The organism is Bradyrhizobium sp. HKCCYLRH3059, from assembly GCF_051168035.1.
Taxonomy (GTDB): Bacteria; Pseudomonadota; Alphaproteobacteria; order Rhizobiales; family Xanthobacteraceae; genus Bradyrhizobium.
Genome location: NZ_JBNPUF010000003.1, coordinates 236,475 through 258,941, shown reverse-complemented (window position 1 = coordinate 258,941; position 22,467 = coordinate 236,475). Strand labels below are relative to the sequence as shown.

Genomic DNA, 22,467 nt, shown 5'->3' with positions numbered 1-22,467 from the left:
TGGCCGAAGCTCAGGAGCTGGCCTTGAAGAAGTCCAGCACGGTCGAAGCGCCGCCGGTGACGTCGCCGCCGCCATACAGGCTTGCCAGGAACGTGCCGCGATGGCTGGCGCCGGTGACCGCGATGCCTTGCGCAAAGCGGCCGTCGGCCGCCAGCGGCATCTTGACGAGGCTCGGCGGCAGCGCCTCGTCGAGAAGACCGTAATAGAACCGCATCGGGGCGTCATAGTCCCAATAGGTCGAGCTATTGCCGGCCAGACGACGGAGGAAGCGGCTGTTGGTCTCGTGGGTGAAGCGCTCGAAGAAGCCGTCGACCAGCAGGTCCGAGGGCTGCGGCACCGACTTGCTGAACGCCTCGTCCATGCTGTAGTCGGCCCAGTATTTCTCGGCCAGCGCGAGGTGCTGCGGCTTGATCGCAGTCTTGAACAGGTCGCCGAGCCGGTAATACTGGCGATAGCTGCCCAGGAGGACGATGACGCAGGGCGTTATCCAGATCGGCTGCTTCGGATAGGTGCTGTCGGTCGACGCGCTGCCCGGTTGGGCCGACACCCAATAGCGCATCGAATCCGCAAGATTGTTGAACGGACTCTGCGTGGCGCTCGCCGCCACCGCGACGCGCCGCCGCTGCAGTTCCTGGCGCAGCCATTGCGTGTTCAAGGCACCCTGCGACCAGCCGTTCAGGAACAGCCCGGACTTTCGCAGGCGGAGATGATCGAGCGCGAGCAGACCCGCGCTCAGCACGTCCAGGCAGCACTGCACGGTCGCGTCCTTCACCGCATAGGCCTCGCCTCGCCCCTGGCGATACGGTCCCTTGCCGAGATAGTCGGCCGCGATCAACGCAAAGCCGTTGCCGACAAGGCGCTGGACGTTGAACAGCGTCTCGATCGAATCGACATTGTCGCGCGGCTCGTAGTTCGGATCGGCCAGCTTGACGAGATTGGACGGGACCTGGTCGAACGACAGGATGGTGCCGTGCTGCCACGACACGACCGGCAGTGCGCCCTTGTGATCGGCGGGCAGCGCGAGCAGGCCGCTGACCTTGACGCGCTCACCGGTGCCGGGAATGCGCGTGTAGGTCGTCAGCCGACGCAGTTCGACGTCGACCCGCGCCCCGTGCTTGTCGGCCGAGAATGGCGGCAAGATATTGTGCTCATTGAAGACGGCGTGGAGCTTCGCTGCGAGCGCATCGAGCCGATCCTTGCTGATGCGCACCGGCTGGCCGAGGCTTGCGCCGTCACGTGGCTGCGCGACAGCCGGGCCGGCGGAGAACGACAATGCCGCAGCGCCGAAGCCAAGGCCGGCTGAGGCCAGCAGCCTTCGGCGGGATGGCCGGCCGGCCGAGGCTGCAGAGCTGAGCTCCGGCCCGGTCGGCTTGGACTTCGGCGGAGCCAACGCCTCTTCGGATCCCGTGACCAGGGTCTCCAGGCCGATCATTCGCCGCTTCATCACGTCCCTCCGAGCCGCCTACAGCCGAGGGTAGTTCACAAAGCCTAGCACTTGCTAAATGGTGCAGCAATTGGAGCCGGATGTTTCGACGGTCGCCTGCACCGTCGAGCCTCGAGTGGTCGCGTCGCGGCTCGCCTCCACACGTCAGATGCCGCCATGCGAATGATTTGCGATGGCGTTCTGGGGTACACACCAAGAAGAGATCGCGAGGAAGAGATGATGGCCTACCGCGCGGCCTCGAAACCTCCGAGCACTGCGGTCAGGTTCTGCCCAAGAATGTCCGAGAGATAGCCGCCCTCCTGCACGAACACCGTGGGAAGGCCGAGCCGCGCGATCGCGCCGCCGATGCGACGGAAACCCGGCGTCGTCACGGAGAGCCCCTTGAGCGGATCGTGCTCGGAGGCATCGAGACCGAGCGCCACCACGAGCGCGCCGGGCGCGAACGCATGAATCGTCTTGGCCGCGGTCTCGAACGCCTTGAGATAGGTGTCGTCGCCGCTCTTCAGCGGCAGCGGAATGTTGAGGTTGGCGCCAAGCCCCGCGCCTGCGCCGCGCTCATACGCATAGCCCCAGACGAACGGGTAGTAATGCGTGGGGTCGGCGTGGATCGAGATGGTGAGCACGTCGGGCCGCTCGTAGAAGATGCCCTGCGTGCCGTTGCCGTGATGGACGTCGACGTCGAGGATGGCGACGCGCTCGTAGCGCTGACGCAGATGCGCGGCCGCGATGGCGGAGTTGTTCAAGAAGCAGAAGCCCGAGGCCATGTCTCGATAGGCATGGTGGCCCGGCGGCCGGCACAGCGCGTACACCGCATCCTCGCCATCGAGCAGCAGTTGCGCCGCGGTCGCAGCCACGTCGGTCGCGGCGCAGGCGCCTTCCCACGTCCCCGGCCCGATCGGCGCCGAGGTATCGGTCGTGTGCCAGCCCAGCCGCCCGACGATGTGCGTCGGATAGGTGGCGGCATTGCGAACGGGATGGATGTTCGGGATCATCTCCGCACCGGCATCGCCGAGCGCGGCCCAAGCGTCCCAAGCCTCTTCCAGGAAACTGAGGTATTCCGGACTGTGCACGCGCGCGCGAGCTTCCTGGCCGAAATGAAGCGGCGCGACCACCTCGTGATGGCCGGCCTTCAATCCCGCAAGCAGACGATCCGCCCGCTCGGGCTGCTCGGTGGTGCGCTTGACGACGCCGCGCACCAGATAGAATTGCGGATCATGGCTGCGATGCAGCTCGGTGTAGACGGCCTTCACGCGCAGTGGCTCCTGTTCGCTTGCACCGACGATTGTGCACGCAGTCGCAGCCGATACAAGCACAGATGGTTCGCACGTCCGTTGGTCCGTGCCCGCAGCTTCCAACCGGCGGAACGGAACGCTGCGCCTCGCATCTTGCCGGCAGCGGGTTCGCCGGGATCCGGGCGATCTGGCGCGAAGCGCGGTGGACGTGAGGAGAGATCCGCATGCTGGCGATTGCCGCGACGGCCGTCGGAATGCGCGACGAAATCTGCAAAACCTCGACGTGCAAGCCTGATCGGCTCATGCGTCGCACGCCGCGGCTGCTCAGGAAAGAGCGCCTTTGTCCGGCATGGAGACCCCGGGATTGATCCAAAATTTGGATCGATCGATACAGGCTTCGGTTTGGACCCCGGCCCTCCCTCTCCTCTAGGACAGTCATCGAGGAACGTGACAAGAGAGGTGGAGCGCATGAGCGCAATCGTAACCACGGCCGAATTGCGCCGATCGCGCGTGCGGCTATTCATCGTGACCATGCTGTTCCTGGTCACGACCGTGAACTACGCCGACCGGGCGACCTTGTCGATCGCAGGACCTTCGCTGTCCAAGGAGCTGCATCTCGATCCCGTCGCGATGGGCTATGTGTTCTCCGCCTTCGGCTGGTCCTATGTGCTCGCGCAGGTGCCGGGCGGCTGGCTGCTCGACCGCTTCGGTTCGCGCTGGGTCTATGCCTGCAGCATCGTGATCTGGTCGATCTTCACCATGATGCAGGGCTGGATCGGCTTCTTCTCCGGCGCCGCCGCGGTCACCGCGCTGTTCGCGCTGCGCTTCCTGGTCGGTCTCGCCGAAGCGCCGAGCTTCCCGGCCAATGCCCGCATCGTCGCCGCCTGGTTTCCGAGCAACGAGCGCGGCACGGCGTCGGCGTTCTTCAACTCGGGCCAGTATTTCGCGACAGTGATCTTCGCACCGCTGATGGGCTGGATCGCGCATGAATTCGGCTGGCGCCACGTCTTCACCGTGATGGGCGCGCTCGGCATTCTCATGGGCCTAATGTGGATCAGGACCATGTACGGACCGAAGGAGCACGCGAGCGTCAACCAGGCCGAGCTCGACTACATCAAGGACGGCGGCGCGCTGGTCGACATGGAAGGCGCGAAAGACGCCAAGGCCAGCTCCGGTGGTCCGACCTGGTCGCATATCGGGCAGTTGCTGTCGAACCGCATGATGCTCGGCGTCTATATCGGCCAGTACTGCATCAACACGCTGACCTATTTCTTCCTGACCTGGTTCCCGGTCTATCTCGTCAAGGAGCGCGGCCTCTCGATCCTGCAGGCCGGCTTCGTCGCCACCCTGCCGGCGCTGTGCGGCTTCATCGGCGGCGTGCTCGGCGGTTTCATCTCCGACGCCATCCTGCGCAAGACGGGATCGCTGACACTCGCCCGCAAGATCCCGATTGTCGGCGGCATGCTGCTGTCGATGGCGATCATCGGCTGCAACTATGTCGACGGCCAGGCGCTGGTGGTCGGCCTGATGGCGCTGGCGTTCTTCGGCAAGGGCATCGGCGCGCTCGGCTGGGCGGTCGTCTCCGACACCTCGCCGAAGGAAGCCGGCGGCGTCTCCGGCGGCCTGTTCAACACCTTCGGCAACCTCTCCAGCATCACGACGCCGATCGTGATCGGCTACATCCTGTCGGCCACCGGCTCCTTCAACGGCGCGCTGGTGTTCGTCGGCCTCAACGCCCTGGTCGCGGCGTGTGCCTACTTGCTGATCGTCGGCAAGATCCAGCGCGTCCAGCTCCGAACCTCCTGAGCACCACGATCAGCGTCGCGTGGTCTCGACTCCAACGGCGGCCCCCCGGCCGCCGTTTTTTTGTCGGCGCCTCGCCGCCATTCCAGGGCGACGCGCGACAGCCATCAGAAGCAACCCGGACCCGTGGAAACGGACACGGTCTCACCATCTCAACCCGCCGATCAGCGGACAGACATGTCGAGCCCAGCAAAAAGGGAACGCGGGGAACATTGATAGCAGGGGTCCGCGACATCGCTAGACCCACTATTTCGGAAGCCCTGTTTTCTTATCGGCGGGTAGCCCAAATGCCGATGGACAAGTCCAAATCCCGGGGCCCGCGACACCAATTCTTGCGATCGGTGGAACGGTTTCCCGGGCTCGTCGGAGCGTCACGCTTGGTTAAGGCAAATGCATGAGGCCGCCGCCTCAAGGCGTTCACATCGCCTTGGCGAGCGCGAACAACCGGAAATCCTCGAGCGCCGCGTGCCGATGCGGAGCGACTTCGCGCTGGTAGGTCTCGGTGTCGACGATCGAGCGGAAGGCGGCGAAATCGCCGTATTCATTGATCGCCGCTTCGTCCCAGCGTTCGCCTTGCGGGCCGACCAGGCTCGCCAGAACCGGCCCGGAAAACATCCGCACCAGCGGCTTACCGGCTGCGAGACGCCGGAAGGCCGGTCTATAGCGTTCGTTAAAGGCTTCGCGGCCCGAACAGGGCGCGGCGTCGAAGCCGTCCTCGTAACGCGCATACGCGCGGTAGCGCAACAGATTGAGCATGTAGACCGGCTGGCCGGGGGGAATCGCGCGCTCGGCGACGTCGAGGGCTTGCAGCGTGATTTCGATGGGGTGCATGGGACTTCTCGCGGTTTCTAGCGGCGCAGCATGCGCGCTGACGCTCCCATTTGGCCCATCGGAACGGTCTCTTGTAGCGACCACGCCGCCATGACTATGTGGACTGGATGTCCACAACGGCCTTGCCTCCCGACCTCTCGCGCCTCCTCGCCTTCGTCCGCGTCGTCGAGGCGGGCTCCTTCGCCGAAGCCGCGCGGCGGGCGGGGACGACCACCTCGGCGATGTCCAAGGCGGTCGCCCGCCTCGAACAGGCTCGCGGAATACGGCTTTTGCATCGCACGACCCACTCGCTGGCGCTGACCGAAGAGGGCGAGCGGCTGATGGCAGCGGGACGCGCGCTGGCCGACAGTCTCGATCGCGTCCAATCCGCGCTCAGCGAAGCCGCGCGTAACGATGGCGGACGGGTGCGAGTGACCGCCCCCGCCTCGTTCGCGCGTGCCTGCATCCTGCCGCGACTGCCTGCGTTCCTGCGGGAGCGGCCCGAAATCGAGATCGAGATCAAATTCCGCAACGAGATTCTTGATCTCGCGGCGGAAGGCGTCGACATCGCCATCCGCTCAGGACCCCTCGATCGCGCGCCCGGTCATCTGGCGCGGCGGCTTTGCACGTTCTCCTGGATCGCTTGCGCCTCGCCCGCCTATCTGAACGCGCGCGGTGCGCCGGCGACTCCATACGAGCTTTCCGAACATGACCACGTCGGCTTCCGCAATCCCGCGAGCGGGCAGATCCTGACCTGGCGCTTCACCGACCCGCGCGGCAAAAAACTCGTTCGCGTCGCGCCCAAGCCCAAGCACATTTGTGACGACGCGCACGCTTCGGTCGCTTTGATCGCGAATGGGTTCGGCATTGGCTGGGGCCCGGCATGGCTCGTCCACGACGACTTGCGCACAGGTCGGCTCGTCGAAGTGCTTGAGCCGTGGCGCGCGCCGGCGGAGCCCCTATGGATGCTGCGCACCTCGAACCGCCGGCCGCCGCTGCGCACGCAGCGCGTCATGGCGTTCCTCGCTACGCTTCCCGCCGCGTTCAGCGACAAATCGGGATGAGGCGTCGGCCGTCAGCTGGGCTCTGCGGTCGGCGCGTCGGACGCCAGCCGGCTTGGGAGGGGAAATCGGGGACAGACCACGATTTCCCCGGCTTCCTGGGCTTCCGCCTTGGCGCGGTCAGCAATCTGCAGCACGCCGGCAAGAACGGCTGCGCGCCGTCTCTCAACGTCGTCCATCCGTGGTCAGTCAATTTGAGATGGGTCGACATGCACACTGAGCATATCCGAGTTCACCTCGACAGAAGGACACGGCAGTACCTACCCCGAGACGTAGGAGGCACCGGGGGCGCCGTGCAAGAAGCCGTTGGCGAATGGAACGTCCGGATAGATCTCGCGCAAGCGGTCCCTGGCGGCCCCAGCTTCCACGCGGCCCGCCAGGACCGCCTGAAATTGCTCGGACACCGCGACCATGTCGCAGGCCTGAGGTGACAGCCGCAGCGATCTCACGCCGCTCTGCGTCAGACGATCGAGATCGCCGAGCAGATTGCAGCAACCATGCGACAACGTCTGCACGCCATTCATGGTGAGGAACGCTTCATTGTCCAGCGTCGTCACGACGAGGCCGTCCGGATCCTGCTCGCACACGAAGCGGCAATTGTCCTTGGCGAGCTTGTGCAGGCGGGCGTGATAGCAGCGCGCGGAGATCGCGAGCGGCACACGGCCGAAGGCGAACACTTCGATCGCCACCTGCGGCACGGCGCCGGCGATCGCGGCAACCGAGGACAGCGGCAGCTCCGGCGGGAGGCAGATCCGGGAAGCGCCCTGGGCGGCATGAAACGCGGCGCTGGCCTCGTTGTAGATGTTGACGAATGGCCCGATGGCATGCGGCCGACCGGCGATCGATTTGAGGCAGGTGAGGTCGTTGACCTCCACCAGACCGTGGCCATACTCGGCGAGGCTTGCCGTCTGCCGGCGCTCGCGTCGCAACGACACCAGGACCAGCGAACCCAGCAGCACCTGCTTGCCGGCAGCCATAAGCCGCTCGATGACTTCAGGCAAATGGGGTTCGAAGAACGGCGCGCGCTTCGAGCAGACGACCTCGCCGACCACGACGCGGTCGAGCGGGGCCTCGTCGGCCATGCGAAAGTAAAAATCACGCCAGCGCTCGGGCTGCCAATTGTAGAGCACGGGCCCCAGAGTGAGCTGCATTCGGCCTGCGCCTTGTTCCGCCATTGTCATGTGGTCCTAGCGCCAGGTCTTGCGGTAGGCGCCCTGCGTGGTGGCCTGCCCTTCAGTGAACGGCGTGAGGTCGGACGCGTCGGCGGACCGGCCGGCATCGAGCGCTGCCAGCACGCTGCGGAAATGCCGCACGACCCCGTCGACATAGGCGCGGCCGCGCTGGCGGCCCTCGATCTTGAGCGCGGTGACGCCGGCTTCGCGCAAGCCTGCGAGCAGGGTCGTGGCATCGAGGCTGACCGGATCCTCAAAGATGTAGCCAGAGCCCTGTGCGGTCGAGAAACGCCCCTTGCACAGCGTTGGATAGCCGGCAGGTTCGTTGCGTCCGAATCGGTTGATTGTGAAAGCACCAAGCCGCGAGGTCGTGCCCAGTATCGTCTCCTGATAGACGACATGACTGGCCGGCGAGCATACCCCCTGCATGTTCGGCGACTTGCCGGTGGCGTAGGAGGACAGCGAGCAGCGCCCCTCGGCCATAACGCATAGTCCGCCAAACACGAACACTTCGGTCTCGCATGCCGTCTCACGGGTGATCTCGGCGATCTCGGGTACGCTCAGCACGCGCGGCAGCACCACGCGGCGGGCGCCGAAATTCTCGACATAGAACGCGATCGCGTCGACATTCGCCGCCGCCGCCTGCACCGAGACATGCAGTCGCTGTTCGGGATGGCGCCGCGCGGCATAGTGCATCAGCCCGACATCGGCAAGGATCAGCGCGTCGGCCCCGGCCTCGACGGCATCGTCGACCGCGCGACGCCACAGCTCGACGGCGCCGGCGCGCGGGAAGGTGTTGATCGCAACCAGCACCTTGGCGCCGCGCCGATGCGCGAACGTTACTCCTTCGCGCATCTGCTCGCGGCTGAAATTCAGCCCAGGAAAGTTGCGGGCATTGGTCTCGTCGGCGAAGCCGCAATAGACGGCATCGGCACCGGCTTCGACCGCGCTCTTCAGCGCCGCCGGCGTCCCTGCCGGACAGATCAACTCCATCGTCGCATCCCGCTTTCGTTCGTCGTTGATCTCAGCAGCGAGTCACGCGCGGCCGCCAGCAGGCGTTGCGCGGGCACGCCGAACGGTCCCGAAAGCGCTGCGATCTCGCCGACCAGATCCAGACCGGCATCGTCGATCGCATTGCGGAGCGCCAGCACCGCCTCGATATCGCCTTCGACGACGAGCTGACGCGAAAACATCAGCGCATCGCCGTCGAGCCGGCCCTCGACCAGCGCCAACAGGCTCACGATCGACGCGGAGATGGAGGCATCGAGGCCGGTGGGCAGCTCGCGCACCGCTGCGAGTTGCGGCTGCTGTGGGCCCGCCTGAATCACGAATGCGAACGGCAGATCGGTCGGCTTGATGCCAAAGCGCTTTCCGCGATGCGACCCGAGCCGGTCGAGCAGATGCGGATGCCGGCGCAAGAGCCCACGCAAGAAAGCGCCGAGCGCGATCTGCAGGGGCAGCAACGGCAACGGACGCAGCACCTGCCTGAGCAGTGGCGGCAACAGGGGCAGTGAGGTCGAAGACGCGTCCTGAAGAGAGCTCATGGCACAAGCTCTGGCCGGATCGGCGGGGGAAGTATTTGACCCGGAACAAAGATCACACTGATTGTTCCAGCTACGAGGCGTTTTTTGAACGGAGCCTATCGTTGCGACGTGATGTCCCTCGCTTCCGCGAGCTGTCGGATTTCCTGCGCTTTCTCGACGAGCGGGGACAGCTGCGACGCATTCGCGACAACGTCTCGGTCGTCCACGAGATCACCGAGATCCATCGCCGCGTCATCTCCGCCGAAGGGCCCGTGCTGCTGTTCAAACGGCCGATCAAGGCATGCGGATCGCTCTCGGCAATGCCGCTCGTCACCAATCTTTTCGGCACCGTGGAGCGGGTGGCCTGGGGCATGGGCGTGCAGCCGGAACGATTGGCGGAGCTCGGCGAGATGATGGCGGAGTTGCGCGCCCCGCAGCCGCCGCGCGACATCAGGGATGCGCTGCAGAAGCTGCCGCTGGCACGCGCAGCACTGTCGACCCGGCCGAGGCTGCGATCAGCCGCGCCGGTGCATGAACGTGTCACGATGGGCGATGACATCGACCTGACCACCTTGCCGGCCCAGATCTGCTGGCCGGGCGAGCCGGCGCCGCTGTTGACGTGGCCGCTCGTCATCACCGTGCCGCCGGACGCGTCCGCCGGCGAGCAGGAAAATGTCGGCGTCTACCGCATGCAGGTGCTCGGCCGCGATCGCGCCATCATGCGCTGGCTCGCCCATCGCGGCGGCGCCCGCCACCACCAGCAGTGGCAGGCGCAGGGGCGCGACATGCCGATTGCGGTCGTGATCGGGGCCGATCCCGCCACCATCCTCAGCGCCGTGTTGCCATTGCCCGAGACCATCTCCGAGCTGCGCTTCGCCGGCGTCCTGCGCGGCGACCGTCCCGAGCTGGTCGAATGCCTCACCGTGCCCCTGACGGTGCCGGCGGCCGCCGAGATCGTGATCGAGGGCATCGTGTCGGCCACGGAGACCGCGCCGGAGGGGCCCTATGGCGATCACACCGGCTACTACAACGCCGTCGAGAGCTTTCCGGTGCTTCAGGTCACCGCGATCACCACGCGTCGAAGTCCGCTCTATCTGTCGACGTTCACGGGACGCGCGCCGGACGAGCCGTCTCGAATTGGCGAGGCGCTGAACACGCTGTTCGTCCCCTTGATCCGACGACAATTCCCGGAGGTCGTCGACTGCTATCTGCCGCCGGAGGCCTGTTCCTACAGGATCGCCGTGGTGGCGATCAAGAAGCGCTATCCGGGCCAAGCAAGGCGCATCATGCTCGGCCTTTGGTCGATGCTGCCGCAGTTCAGCTACACCAAGCTCCTCATCGTGGTCGACCAAGACATCGACGTCCGCGACTGGCGCGCGGTAATGTGGGCCGTCGCGACGCGCAGCGACTCCTCGCGCGACCTCGTGCCGCTTGCCGACACGCCGATCGACTATCTCGACTTCGCCTCGCCAAAATCCGGCCTCGGCGGGAAGCTCGGCATCGACGCCACAACCAAGCTCGGGGTCGAGACCGAACGCGCCTGGGGCGAGGTGCTGGCGATGGACCCTGCTGTAGCCGCGCGCATCGACGCGATGTGGCCGAGCCTCGGCCTCGGCGACGCCATGGCCGACCGAACGGCCTCGACATGAATGGGCGGCATCACGTCATCGTCGGCATCAGCGGCGCCTCGGGCGCCGCGATCGGTGCGCGCATCGTCGAACGGCTCGCGGAGCAGCCGCAATGCGCGGTCCATCTCGTGGTGTCCGACGCTGCCGTGCGCACCTTGCACGAGGAGGTCGGCCAGGGCGGCCTCGCGCGGCTGCGCGAACTGGCGGCGCATGCTCATGATGTCGCCGACATCGGTGCGAGCATCGCCAGCGGCTCGTTTTCTGCAGCCGGCATGATCGTGGCGCCCTGCTCGATCCGCACCCTCTCGGCGATCGCCTGGGGCCAACTCGACAACCTGCTGGTCCGCGCCGCCGACGTTCAACTCAAGGAGCGCCGCCGGCTGATATTGTTGGTGCGGGAGAGCCCGCTGCATCTCGGTCATCTCCGAGCGATGACGCAGGCCACCGAGATCGGCGCGATCATCGCGCCGCCAATGCCGGCGTTCTACCTGAAGCCCCAGTCGCTCGATGACGTCATCGAGCAGATCGCCTGTCGCGCGATCAACCTGCTCGGCGTCCCCGGGCTCCACGCCAACGCGCGGGAGTGGCTTCCGGACCGGACGACCGAAGCAGGCAACCTTGTTGAGATAGGGAAGCAAGACAGGCAATAGGATTTGAAGACAGAACACGACAGATCCACTCGGGCGATGGGCCGAAGGCGTCCACGACGGTTGACGTGTTCTTCGACGAGCGGGCGTAACGACGCCGCCTCTCCGGCCGAGCGCTGCCAGCTTTTCGCTTTCGTTCGGTCAATTGACGTTGTCGAAACCCAGCGCAGCACGAACGGCCGGATCAATTCTGGATGGGGTCCACGGCGGATCGAATGTCATCGTCACGTCCACGGCTTCGACGCCCGCAATCTCCGCAATGCTGCTTGCGACCCCTTCCTTGAGAAAACCTGTTGCGGGGCACCCGGGCGTTGTGGCCGTCATCGTGACATGCACGACGCCATCCGTCGCCGTGATCTCATAGATGAAGCCGAGATCGACCACGTTTTCCCCCAGTTCCGGATCGATGACCACGCGCATTGCGTCGCGGATGCGGTCGATGACATCGCGGCTCATAGCGGAGCCCTCACCGACAGTTCGTAGGTCGATCCATCCGGCGTAAACCCGCCGAGCCAGCGAAAGCCGCGCTTCTCAAGTTCAGGGAACAGGAAGACCGGCTCGCGGCCCAGAAGTGCCGACAAGGTCTCTCCAGGGCCCAGCTCCTCCGCAGCCGCGAGGATGCGCACCATCGGCTCGGGTGGGTCGAGCTCTCGGTTGTCGAGCGTGACTACGGGATCTGGCCATTGCTCGAAGGCGAGGCCGGCACCAGCGTCTTCCTGACCGGCGTCCTCGGCAGCCAGCGGCGAAAACAGCACTTCCCAATCGCCATCGTCGAGCGGTCGATCGGTGTGGGCGAAGCCCTTTCTTGCCATGACGGAGAGCAGCGGAACCGGCCTGAAGCTCGCGATCAGCCGCACACCCTGGCCTGGCGCCAGCCGGTCGACCGCGTCCATGATGATGGAGAACGGTTCGCCTCCGGCCCTGAGAATCGGTCGGACGTCGACGTCAATGTACGCGGTCATGGCTCTCCTCCTAGTTTCTGGCGAACAACAGGCTTGGCGCGATGGCTCCGGCCGGAAGCCTACGGGAGCCCGCAACATCGGAAAGACGTCGGACTCGCACAAGCTCGTGTATGATTCCAATACTGCCCACGGCCATGACCGCCGCGGCGCCGCGAAACGCCTGGCCCTCGCCCATCATCAACATGATGGTCGCCGCCCAGACGCCTAGAAAATAGATGATGAACCACTTCTCGGACCGACGTTCCACCGCCAGGTCCTGAACCCGTGGCGTCTGGGCGCGCCCCATCACGGGACCGTAGGTTTCGAGCCAGGTCAGAAAGGCGACAATCTTGTAGAGCTTCGCGAATATGAGACCAGACAGCCAGCCGAACACGGCCAAGAACGCGAACGCGCCGACATGAACGCCGACCTTTCCGCTGACGATGATGACGGCGCCGAGCGTCACCGTCGCCGCCAGGTTGGCGAAAGACACGGTTGCCATCCGCATGTTCAACTCGAGCTGGCGCCGTTTGCGGGAGCGATAGATCGTCGCGATGTCCCGTCCATAGAGCGCAAGCGAGATCACCCCAAGAACGGCGGCGAGGATGAGCACGGCTCCGAGCCCGGCCTCGAGACCGATCGCGAACAATCCGCCCACGACACCGACCGATAGCGCGAGCGCACCAAATTTCAGCGCGGATGTGCTCTGTCGCTCGCCGAGGTCCGCCGAGAGCATGAACATGGCCAGCAGGCGATAGCTCACCCCCATGGCGGTCAGGGTCAGCCAGCCTCCCAGCCCGGCAATCGCATGGATCGGAATCGCCGCGGCCAGGAGCGCGTCGCCGTAGGCGCCCGCCGATCCGGCGAGAGCAAACGCGAACGCGACGCCGAGCGCGACAGTTGCGCATAACGCGCCAAGTCCGGCGATGACAAAGAGAGCAGATCCCTTCGGCTGGCTGAAGAGGGTCAGGCCCAGATCGAGCGCGACCATCGCCAGACCCGCGCCGAGCACCACGCTGCCGGCCGGCAGAAGCCAAACGGCTGGAGCAATTCGTCCGGCCAGCGAGAGGAAGCCCAATATCAAGCAGACCAGACCGACGTTGATGAGGAACAAGGCCGGCAAGGCCCATTTGTCGAAGGGGAGCGGCCTTGCGACGAGAACGGGAACGAACTGGAACAAGGCGCCGCATACCGAGAGACTGAGCCAACCGATACAGACCGCATGCACAACGACAAGCGTATCGGGAGCGCCGAGCTCTGCGGCGGGGTAACCGAGTCCGCCGACCAGCATTGCCAAGGCAACGAGCAGCCACCCCAGCGCTGCCGCGAAATAGCTCATCGTCCAGCGCGAGATCTTCGCCCCAATCATGAGCGGCTCCAGTTGTTGATCGCGGACGCAGCACTCGCCACGACGATGCGCCATTCGGCAGTTGCCGTGGCGCCCGGAGGAACGCAGCCAAGGGGGCGCGAACAATGAGCTTGCGCCATACAATCCCCGGCGATCGGAAAGATGCTAAACTGGCGCGACCGGCCATTCTTTGTCGGAGCGCAACATTCCGTGTCATCAGCGTCGTGATGACCACTCCAGATCGACCGGCGGGTTTCCTGTCTCGTCGAGGAACATCCATGTCAGCCGGCAGACATCTTCGACGGTCTGGCTTGGCAGTTCTGTGTCCCCGACCCCTCGATTGCTCGCAATCGCAATCAGCGCAGCTGGCTGGCTGAGTCTATGGTTCGATCCTGCCGAACACTTTCCAGCCACCGCTCCACGTCTCCGCGGGCTTCGAGCTCAACCCCCATATCTCCGGCGAAATCTCTCCAGGCATCGATATTGCTGCGCGGCACGCCGACAATCGTCGGTATCGCAAGGTCCAACGCGCGGGCGATCAGATCAAGCGTTCCGCCTCCCCCGCACTCTGCCTTACCAAATTTGTTCAACACCAGGATGTTTGGACGCGCATCCAAGCTGGCGAGGACCCGAACTGTCACCTCTGCAAGCGCCGATTCATCCAGCCGGCAACCTCTCGCTCCCGATCCACGATCCTCGAAGATCGGGGTTTGATTTGCCGTGTCGATCTCCTCGAGCAGGACGTCGCACCTGCGATTTTCGTCGAGGAACAGCCTTCGCTGCAGTGCGCCGGCGACCTTCAATCGCGCTCGACGCGAGTGATCCACGAGGTGATCGAACGTCTCGTAGGGATATTTCCCGTCGTCGTATACGAGCGCCACGAGCGGCGCGGCCGCAACGCCGACTTTCTCTACCATCACATCGTGCATGCGAATCCCAACATCAATTTGACGCTTCGACATTTTTGACCCGCCCCTCCAGCACGGATAGCCTGCGGTGGATCCGTTCTAGGAGAGCTCGATTTCATCCCTCTGCAGCGACCACTTGATCATGGACGTCAGACAGACGATCGCGGGGTCGGCGGCGCGGTCGATAGCGCTCATCAACCCGAGCCAATCCTCATTCTCTGCGAGATTTGCAAAGCGCCGGACAGCAGCCGACGCATACTCACCGACATCCTCGCCGAGGCGATCCGCGACAGAGCTGATGCGCACCAGGAGCGTGAGGTCGCCGCACCCCTGCAACACCGCACTCGACTTCGCGTCGTCACTGAGATCGTGAATGAGATCCCCGAGCAGCATGATCGCCCCCCTACTGCGGCAGTACCGATTGCGGCGCCGGCAACGTCACGCCAACGATCTCCGCGCGGTCTGCCAGATTGGCTACATATTGCGCGAGCGCCTGATGCCGCACACGCTCGGTGAGATATTGCGAAATGCGCGCCCTTGCCATGTCGAACGGCAGGACTTGTCCGAGGGCCCGTCGGTCGAGGCGCACGACATGGATACCAAAGCGTGTCTCAATCAGACCGACCTCTCCAACCGACATCCGGGCCAGCGCGGCGTCGAACTCTGCGGTCGTCTGCCCACGCGACAGCTGCCCGAGCCTGCCACCATTCTCCGCCGAGACCCTGCAATCGGAGCGATCGCGCGCGATGGTCTCGAACAGTTCCGGGCTTCTCTGCACGGCCTCCACGATCGTCCGCCCCTCGTCTCGCGCAGCCGACCGAGCCAGCGAATCGCTGCTCGGCGCGATCAGCAGGATGTGAGACGCTTCGTAGAGTTCTCCGACCAGGAACCGCTGCCTGTTCTGATCGTAGAAGCGACGGCACGTCGATTCGTCCGGCTCGTGTATCAGAACCTCACGCGCGATCAGCGCCCGCATCGCCGCCTCTTCCTCGGTTTCGCTGCGACCTTCGGCATCGCGCAGAGGAGCGGCCGTTATGCCGAGCCGCATGACCTCCTGTCTCAGCAATTCGCGCACCGCAAGCGCGCGCGCCGCCGCTTGCCAGGCGAGGATCGGCTTGTCCGACGGATGGTTCTGAACTTCCCGGGCAATGACGTCGCGTTCGATCACGACCCCGTTTACACTGACCAGCTTCGGCTTTGGAAGCGCCGCGCCCAATGAACAGTCCATCGGCTACTCCGCGGGCTGAATTGGTTGCACAAGATGACGGCGCCCGTCGCGGCTGCGCACCACCTGATAGCCGCGGCGGCCGAGATACCACACCGGCGCACTCCAGATGTGGACAAGGCGGGTGAAGGGGAAGAGCAGGAAGATAGTCATTCCCAGGACCAGATGCGCCTTGAAGATCGGATGGACGTCGACAATGTTGGCGGCGATTCCGGGCTGCAACGTGAGAATGCCCTGCGCCCAGGCCATGAACTTGACCATTTCATGACCATCGAGATGACCGAGCGACACGGGGATGGTCGCCAAGCCAAGCAGCAGCTGGACGAACAGCACCAGAAGGATACCCGTGTCAGCAAAAGACGACGTCGCGCGAATCCTGGGATCGAAAAGCCTGCGATGCGCGAGGAGTGAAATGCCGACCAGACACATCAGTCCGGCGCCGCCACCGGCGACGATCGCGAGCATCTGCTTGAAGCCGTGGGACACGCCGAGCATGTCAAACACCCAGATCGGCGTCAGAAGCCCGACGAAATGACCCGCAAAAATGAAGAGGATCCCAACATGAAAAAGGTTCGAGCCCCAGATCAATTGGCGCCGCCGAAGCAGCTGACTCGAGCCTGAGCGCCACGTGTATTGCTCGCGGTCGAATCGAATCAGACTGCCGACCAGAAAGACTGTCAGGCAGAGATAGGGATACCAGCCGAAGACGATGGCATTGAGTGTTTGCATGGCCAATCCCTCATTGCAACTGTGACGGCGGCGCGTTGACCGCACGTTTGGCGTGGCGCAGTTTTGCGATCAGATTGTCGTGCCCACAGGCTGCCTGGTCGCCCCCTCCTGGGCCGAACCTGACCTCTTCATCCTCCCAGGCCGCGTCGAGCGCGCGCAGGTCCATCGGATCCACGTCCGTTGCCTTCAGCAGCTCATCGACGATCTCCGCGCGGGGCTGCTCCGCGGCGATCTGGAGCAGCGCATCGAACACCGCCCTATAGCTCGACTGCCGACGCCCCAGTCGTTCCGCGAGCGCGGCGATGATGTGGCTGGTCTGGCCAAGCAACTCGCGCGCGTCCGCAATCTCCCGGGTGGCGAGAAATTCGAGGAACAGCGGCAGATAATCCGGCAGCTCGTTGCCGGCGATGATGAGGTTCGCACGGTCATACATGGCCCGCAGGTCGACCATGGCCTGGCCGCGGTCGCGGCCTTCGCCATGGACGTGCTCAAACAGATGCAGCGCCAGGGTCTTGCTGCGGTCGAACAGCAGGCCGTAGCGCTCCTGCAGGTCGTAGACGTCGCCCGTGGCGATCTCCTGCAGCAGCACATCGAGCTCCCGGCGAATGCCAGGCTGGACGAGGCCTTCCTGGTCGAGCACCCGCGCGAGCTCCGGGATGGCCGTGATCAATTCCCCGCTCGGATAGTTCAGCAATGCCGACAGCACCTTGAACGTCTTCATCAGGCGACCTCCATCGGGTTCTTGGCCTTACGCGGCGATCCGAACAGGTTGACTTCGCTTTCGCCCCCGGAGCAGCCGTTGCCGAACGAGAAGCCGCAGGAGCCGCGGATATCAAACGCGTCGGCACCGAGCTCGCGGTGCGCGGTCGGGATCACGAAGCGGTCCTCGTAGTTGGCGATCGCCATGATGTGGTACATGTCGTCGATCTGCGGGCCGCTCAGGCCGACGCGCCTTGCGATCGCCTCGTCGACCACGCCGTCGATGGTCTTGGCCCGCATATAGGCACGCATGGCCAGCATTCGCTCGAGCGCCAGCGTCACGGGCTTCTCGTCGCCCGCAGTCAGCAGATTGGCGAGGTACCGCATCGGAATGCGCAAGGATTTGACGTCGGGCATCTCGCCATCGTGCCCGATCTTGCCGGACGAGGCCGCCGACGTGATCGGCGACAGCGGCGGCACATACCAGACCATCGGCAGGGTCCGATATTCCGGGTGCAAGGGGAAGGCGACCTTCCATTCCATCGCCATCTTCCAGATCGGCGACCGTATCGCCGCCTCCAGCCATGCATGAGGGATGCCCTGGCGCTCGGCTTCCGCAAGCACGTTCGGATCGCTCGGATCGAGAAAGATGTCGAGCTGGGCCTGGTAGAGATCGCCCTCGTCGGGCTTGGCCGCGGCCTCTGCGATACGGTCCGCGTCATACAACACGACACCGAGATAGCGAATGCGCCCGACACAGGTCTCGGAGCACACGGTCGGCTGCCCTGCCTCGATCCGAGGATAGCAGAAGATGCACTTCTCCGATTTTCCCGAGGACCAGTTATAATAGATCTTCTTGTATGGACAGCCGGAGACGCACATTCTCCAGCCGCGGCACTTGTCCTGATCGATGAGGACGATGCCGTCCTCCTCACGCTTGTAGATCGCGCCGGACGGGCAGGATGCGACGCATGCCGGATTGAGGCAATGCTCGCACAGCCGCGGCAGATACATCATGAAGGTGTTCTCGAACTGGCCGTAGATCTCCTTCTGCACGCCGTCGAAATTGATGTCATGAGAGCGCTTGGCGAATTCGCCGCCCAGGATCTCTTCCCAGTTCGGTCCCCACTCGATCTTTTCCATCCGCTCTCCAGACACCAGCGAGCGCGGCCGTGCCGTCGGCATCGCAGATGCCTCGGGCGCACTTTGCAGGTGCTGATAGTCGAAGGTGAACGGCTCGTAGTAGTCATCGATCTCGGGGAGGTCGGGATTGGCGAAGATATTCGCCAGAACCCGCCACTTGCCGCCGATCCGCGGCTGGATCGACCCGTCGCGATTGCGCGACCAGCCTCCCTTCCAGCGGGACTGGTTCTCCCAATCCTTGGGATAGCCAACGCCCGGTTTGGTCTCGACATTGTTGAACCACGCGTATTCCATCCCCTCGCGGCTGGTCCAGACGTTCTTGCAGGTCACGCTGCAGGTGTGGCAGCCGATGCACTTGTCGAGATTGAGCACCATTGCGATCTGAGCACGGATCTTCATTCTGCAGCCTCCGAGGGGGTCGTGGCCGACCGGTCAGCAGTCGGCTGGTCCAGCCAATCAATCTTCGACATCTTCCGGACGATGACGAACTCGTCGCGGTTGGCGCCGACCGTGCCGTAGTAGTTGAAGCCATAGGCCTGCTGAGCGTAGCCCCCGATCATGTGCGTCGGCTTCGGAACGACACGCGTGACCGAATTGTGGATGCCGCCGCGCTGCCCCGTCTGCTCGGAGCCCGGCACGTTCACGATCTTCTCCTGAGCATGATACATCATGCACATGCCCTGCTTGACCCGCTGCGAGACCACGGCGCGCGCAACCAGCGCGCCATTGGTGTTGTAGGCCTCGATCCAGTCATTGTCGGCGATACCGGCACCCTTTGCGTCGATCTCGCTGATCCAGACGATGGGACCGCCGCGCGACAGGGTCAGCATCAGGAGGTTGTCAGTATAGGTGGAGTGGATGCCCCACTTCTGATGGGGCGTAATGAAGTTCAGGATGACGGACGCATTGCCGTTCGGCTTGCGATTGATCACCGGCTTGACGGTCTTGGTATCGATCGGCGGCCGATAGACGCAGAAGCCCTCGCCGAAGGCCCTCATCCATAGGTGATCCTGATAGAGCTGCTGCCTGCCGGTCAGTGTCCGCCAGGGGATCAGCTCGTGGACATTGGTGTAGCCGGCGTTGTAGCAGACCTTCTCCGACTCGAGCCCCGACCAGATCGGCGACGAGATGATCTTGCGCGGCTGCGCGACGACGTCGCGGAATCGGATCTTCTCGTCCTCCTTCGGAATGGCGAGATGAGCATGGTCGCGGCCGGTGAATTGCTCCAGGGACGACCACGCCTTGACCGCGACCTCGCCATTGGTTTCCGGCGCCAGGCTGAGGATCACCTCGCAAGCGTCGACCGCACTGTCGATGCGAGCCAGCCCCTGGGTCGGCCCGTCGTCGGCGACGACGCCGTTGAGACGCTTCAGGAGCTCGACCTCATGGTCGGTGTTCCAGGCCATCCCCTTGCCGCCATTGCCGAGCTTGTTCATCAACGGTCCAAGCGAGGTGAAGCGCTTGTAGAGATTCGGATAATCACGTTCGACCACGGTGACTGCTGGCATGGTCTTGCCGGGGATCGGATCGATCTCGCCCTGCTTCCAGTCCTTGACGTCGAACGCCTGCGCGATTTCGCCCGGACTGTCATGCATGATCGGCGTCAGCACGACGTCCTTCTCGACCCCGAGCACTTCGGGCGCGACCCTGGAGAAGGCCTCGGCGATCCCCTTGTAGATGTCCCAATCGCTGCGCGATTCCCACACCGGATCGATCGCCGCCGAGAGCGGATGGATGAATGGATGCATGTCGGACGTATTGAGGTCGTTCTTCTCGTACCAAGTGGCCGTCGGCAGCACGACGTCCGAATACATGCACGTGGTCGACATCCGGAAGTCGAGCGTGACCAGCAGATCGAGCTTTCCTTCCGGGGCCTCTTCGTGCCAAGCGACCTCGACCGGTCTATTGTGGCCCTGGTCGCCGAGATCCTTGCCGATCACGCCATGCTTGGTGCCGAGCAGATGCTTGAGGAAGTATTCGTGGCCCTTGCCTGAGGCGCCGAGCAGATTGGAGCGCCAGACGAACAGGTTGCGGGGCCAGTTCTTCGGATGGTCGGGATCCTCGCAGGCGAGCTTCAGCTCGCCCGACTTCAAGGCCTTCGCGACGTAGTCCTTCGGCTCCAGGCCCGCGGCGGCGGAGCGCTTCGATACCTCGATCGGATTGGCCTGCAGTTGCGGCGCGGACGGCAGCCATCCCATGCGCTCCGCGCGGACATTGTAGTCGATCAGCGCTCCCTCCCAAGAACCGGCCGGTGCGGTCGGTGAGAGAATCTCGCTGACATTGACCGTCTCGTAGCGCCATTGGTCGGTGTGAGCGTAGAACGCCGAAGTCGAATTCATCTGCCTCGGCGGGCGCCCCCAATCGAGCGCAAAGGCGAGCGGCGTCCAGCCCGACTGCGGCCGCAGCTTTTCCTGCCCCACATAATGCGACCAGCCACCGCCGGACTGGCCGACACAGCCGCACATCACCAGCATGTTGATGATGCCGCGATAGTTCATGTCCATGTGGTACCAGTGGTTCAGACCGGCCCCGACGATGACCATCGAGCGCCCCCGGGTCTTGGACGCGTTCGAGGCAAACTCGCGGGCAACCGCGATGATCTGGCCGCGCGGCACGCCGCAGATCGCCTCGGCCCATGCCGGAGTGTACGGTTCCAGATCGTCGTAGCTCCTGCCGAGGTGGTCGCCGCCGAAGCCGCGATCGACGCCATAATTGGCGGCGAACAGATCGAACACAGTGGCCACGACCGCCTCGCCATCGGCAAGACGAAGTCGCTTCACCGGCACGTTGCGGGTCAGCACATCCGGATGATTGGTGCCGCTGAAGTGATCGTGCTGACGGTTGCCGAAATAGGGGAATCCCACCGGTGCGATGTCGTCCTCGATGCCGGCCAGAGACAGCCGCAGCCGGGTGTCGTTGTTCGCCGAGCTCTTCTCTTCCAGGCTCCACTTGCCTTTTTCGCCCCAGCGGAAGCCGACCGATCCCTTGGGCACGACAATGGCCCCGCTGATCTCATCATAGGCGACGGTCTTCCATTCGGGATTGTTGGCCTCGTCGAGAGATGTGGCGAAATCCGAGGCGCGCACGAACCGCTCAGGAACGAGCCGTCCCTCGGATTTCACCAGCCGCACCAGAAATGGCATATCCGTATACTGGCGCACATAGTCGTTGAAGTATGGCGTCTGCCGGTCGATGTGAAACTCCTTGAGGATCACGTGACCCATCGCCATCGCGAGCGCCGCGTCGGTGCCCTGCTTCGGCGAAAGCCAGAGATCGGCGAATTTCGCAGCCTCGGAATAATCCGGGCAGACAACGACGCTCTTGGCCCCCTTGTAGCGTACCTCCGTGTAGAAGTGCGCATCCGGCGTACGCGTCTGTGGCACGTTGGAGCCCCACAGCATCAGGAAGCCTGAATTGTACCAGTCCGCGCTTTCAGGTACGTCGGTCTGCTCGCCCCAGGTCTGTGGCGAGGCCGGCGGCAGGTCGCAATACCAATCGTAGAACGACATACAGACGCCGCCGAGCAGCGACAGATAGCGCGCGCCGGCCGCGTAGCTCACCATGGACATCGCCGGGATCGGCGAAAATCCGAACACGCGGTCCGGACCATGGGTTCTGACCGTATAGGCATTGGCTGCCGCGATCAGCTCATTGACCTCGGCCCAACTCGCCCGCACGAAGCCGCCCAGTCCGCGCTTCTGCACATAGTCCGAGCGCTTGCCCGGATTCTCGACGATCGACTTCCAGGCTGCGACCGGCGTCATCCGCGCTCGCGCCTCGCGCCACAGCCTGAGCAGCCGCGAGCGCACCAGCGGGTATTTCACCCGGTTTCCGGAATAGAGGTACCAGCTGTAGCTCGCGCCGCGGGCGCAGCCGCGCGGCTCATGATTGGGAAGATCAGGGCGCGTCCGGGGGTAGTCGGTCTGCTGGGTCTCCCAGGTGACGATGCCGCCCTTGACGTAGACCTTCCACGAGCAGGAGCCGGTGCAGTTCACGCCATGCGTCGAGCGCACGATCTTGTCGTGCTGCCAGCGCTTGCGATAGCCCTCCTCCCAGGAACGGTCCTCGGTCGTCGTCACGCCGTGTCCGCCTGCGAACTCCTCCTTGGCCCGGGTGAAGAAGGTCAGCCTATCGAGAAAATGGCTCATCTTTTA

At 64.3% G+C, this 22,467-nt stretch carries 20 protein-coding genes; 4 read left to right on the top strand and 16 right to left on the bottom strand.

Annotated elements, in window-relative coordinates:
- Nucleotides 1-10: 10 nt before the first annotated feature.
- Complete coding sequence (locus ACQR13_RS11990) at nt 11-1,444, bottom strand: lysophospholipase (protein ID WP_316172555.1); 1,434 nt, start codon at nt 1,442-1,444, stop codon at nt 11-13.
- A gap of 224 nt (nt 1,445-1,668) precedes the next feature.
- The gene (locus ACQR13_RS11985; protein ID WP_316172556.1) at nt 1,669-2,694 is read right to left on the bottom strand and encodes a histone deacetylase family protein; all 1,026 of its coding nucleotides are present in this window, start codon (nt 2,692-2,694) and stop codon (nt 1,669-1,671) included.
- A gap of 450 nt (nt 2,695-3,144) precedes the next feature.
- On the opposite strand from ACQR13_RS11985, the gene ACQR13_RS11980 reads away from it, so the two are divergent.
- Nucleotides 3,145-4,482: an MFS transporter gene (locus ACQR13_RS11980; RefSeq protein WP_315714254.1), complete on the top strand. Its 1,338-nt coding sequence runs from the start codon at nt 3,145-3,147 to the stop codon at nt 4,480-4,482.
- Nucleotides 4,483-4,896: 414 nt separating this feature from the next.
- Here ACQR13_RS11980 and ACQR13_RS11975 read toward each other — a convergent pair whose 3' ends face one another.
- A complete protein-coding gene (locus ACQR13_RS11975) occupies nt 4,897-5,310 on the bottom strand; it encodes a hypothetical protein (protein WP_315827709.1) in 414 nt (137 codons plus the stop codon).
- A 107-nt stretch (nt 5,311-5,417) separates the two neighbouring features.
- Between ACQR13_RS11975 and ACQR13_RS11970 the strand changes: the two genes are divergently transcribed.
- Complete coding sequence (locus ACQR13_RS11970; protein ID WP_316172557.1) at nt 5,418-6,353, top strand: LysR family transcriptional regulator; 936 nt, start codon at nt 5,418-5,420, stop codon at nt 6,351-6,353.
- A gap of 257 nt (nt 6,354-6,610) precedes the next feature.
- On the opposite strand, the gene ubiV is transcribed toward ACQR13_RS11970, so the two are convergent.
- From ubiV to ubiT, 3 genes are read right to left on the bottom strand one after another with little or no spacing between them, the layout of a single operon-like run.
- Nucleotides 6,611-7,501 (bottom strand): ubiquinone anaerobic biosynthesis protein UbiV, encoded by an 891-nt coding sequence (gene ubiV, locus ACQR13_RS11965; protein WP_316169255.1) that lies wholly within the window; start codon nt 7,499-7,501, stop codon nt 6,611-6,613.
- 36 nt (nt 7,502-7,537) lie between these two features.
- Nucleotides 7,538-8,515 carry a ubiquinone anaerobic biosynthesis protein UbiU gene (gene ubiU / locus ACQR13_RS11960; protein WP_316172558.1) on the bottom strand — a complete coding sequence of 326 codons (978 nt, stop codon included), beginning with the start codon at nt 8,513-8,515 and terminating at the stop codon, nt 7,538-7,540.
- Complete coding sequence (gene ubiT / locus ACQR13_RS11955) at nt 8,506-9,066, bottom strand: ubiquinone anaerobic biosynthesis accessory factor UbiT (RefSeq protein ID WP_316172559.1); 561 nt, start codon at nt 9,064-9,066, stop codon at nt 8,506-8,508. Before ubiT ends, ubiU begins: the two co-directional genes overlap by 10 nt.
- A gap of 101 nt (nt 9,067-9,167) precedes the next feature.
- Between ubiT and ACQR13_RS11950 the strand changes: the two genes are divergently transcribed.
- Entirely contained in the window at nt 9,168-10,694 is a 1,527-nt protein-coding gene (locus ACQR13_RS11950; RefSeq protein ID WP_316201236.1) for a UbiD family decarboxylase, read from the top strand.
- The gene (locus ACQR13_RS11945; protein ID WP_315750148.1) at nt 10,691-11,323 is read left to right on the top strand and encodes a UbiX family flavin prenyltransferase; all 633 of its coding nucleotides are present in this window, start codon (nt 10,691-10,693) and stop codon (nt 11,321-11,323) included. The genes ACQR13_RS11950 and ACQR13_RS11945 overlap by 4 nt, the downstream gene beginning before the upstream one ends.
- A gap of 138 nt (nt 11,324-11,461) precedes the next feature.
- On the opposite strand, the gene ACQR13_RS11940 is transcribed toward ACQR13_RS11945, so the two are convergent.
- The 10 genes from ACQR13_RS11940 to ACQR13_RS11895 all read right to left on the bottom strand — a co-directional run bounded on the left by ACQR13_RS11940 (nt 11,462) and on the right by ACQR13_RS11895 (nt 22,461).
- A complete protein-coding gene (locus ACQR13_RS11940) occupies nt 11,462-11,776 on the bottom strand; it encodes a metal-sulfur cluster assembly factor (RefSeq protein ID WP_315750147.1) in 315 nt (104 codons plus the stop codon).
- Nucleotides 11,773-12,282: a DUF2249 domain-containing protein gene (locus ACQR13_RS11935; RefSeq protein ID WP_316172562.1), complete on the bottom strand. Its 510-nt coding sequence runs from the start codon at nt 12,280-12,282 to the stop codon at nt 11,773-11,775. Before ACQR13_RS11935 ends, ACQR13_RS11940 begins: the two co-directional genes overlap by 4 nt.
- Nucleotides 12,283-12,292: 10 nt before the next feature.
- Complete coding sequence (locus ACQR13_RS11930) at nt 12,293-13,630, bottom strand: hypothetical protein (RefSeq protein ID WP_316201237.1); 1,338 nt, start codon at nt 13,628-13,630, stop codon at nt 12,293-12,295.
- A 335-nt stretch (nt 13,631-13,965) separates the two neighbouring features.
- The gene (locus ACQR13_RS11925) at nt 13,966-14,571 is read right to left on the bottom strand and encodes a DUF2478 domain-containing protein (RefSeq protein WP_316201238.1); all 606 of its coding nucleotides are present in this window, start codon (nt 14,569-14,571) and stop codon (nt 13,966-13,968) included.
- 45 nt (nt 14,572-14,616) lie between these two features.
- Nucleotides 14,617-14,910 carry a hypothetical protein gene (locus tag ACQR13_RS11920; RefSeq protein ID WP_315750143.1) on the bottom strand — a complete coding sequence of 98 codons (294 nt, stop codon included), beginning with the start codon at nt 14,908-14,910 and terminating at the stop codon, nt 14,617-14,619.
- 10 nt (nt 14,911-14,920) lie between these two features.
- Nucleotides 14,921-15,745 carry a peptidylprolyl isomerase gene (locus ACQR13_RS11915; protein ID WP_316166546.1) on the bottom strand — a complete coding sequence of 275 codons (825 nt, stop codon included), beginning with the start codon at nt 15,743-15,745 and terminating at the stop codon, nt 14,921-14,923.
- A gap of 3 nt (nt 15,746-15,748) precedes the next feature.
- The gene (gene narI / locus ACQR13_RS11910) at nt 15,749-16,471 is read right to left on the bottom strand and encodes a respiratory nitrate reductase subunit gamma (RefSeq protein WP_315714236.1); all 723 of its coding nucleotides are present in this window, start codon (nt 16,469-16,471) and stop codon (nt 15,749-15,751) included.
- 10 nt (nt 16,472-16,481) lie between these two features.
- On the bottom strand, nt 16,482-17,192 hold the full coding sequence (gene narJ / locus ACQR13_RS11905; RefSeq protein WP_410052247.1) for a nitrate reductase molybdenum cofactor assembly chaperone: 711 nt from the start codon (nt 17,190-17,192) through the stop codon (nt 16,482-16,484).
- Nucleotides 17,192-18,712, bottom strand: coding sequence for a nitrate reductase subunit beta (narH, locus tag ACQR13_RS11900; protein ID WP_315714234.1), 1,521 nt, complete (start codon nt 18,710-18,712; stop codon nt 17,192-17,194). The genes narJ and narH overlap by 1 nt, the downstream gene beginning before the upstream one ends.
- Nucleotides 18,709-22,461 (bottom strand): nitrate reductase subunit alpha, encoded by a 3,753-nt coding sequence (locus tag ACQR13_RS11895; protein WP_316201240.1) that lies wholly within the window; start codon nt 22,459-22,461, stop codon nt 18,709-18,711. The genes narH and ACQR13_RS11895 overlap by 4 nt, the downstream gene beginning before the upstream one ends.
- Nucleotides 22,462-22,467 lie beyond the last annotated feature (6 nt).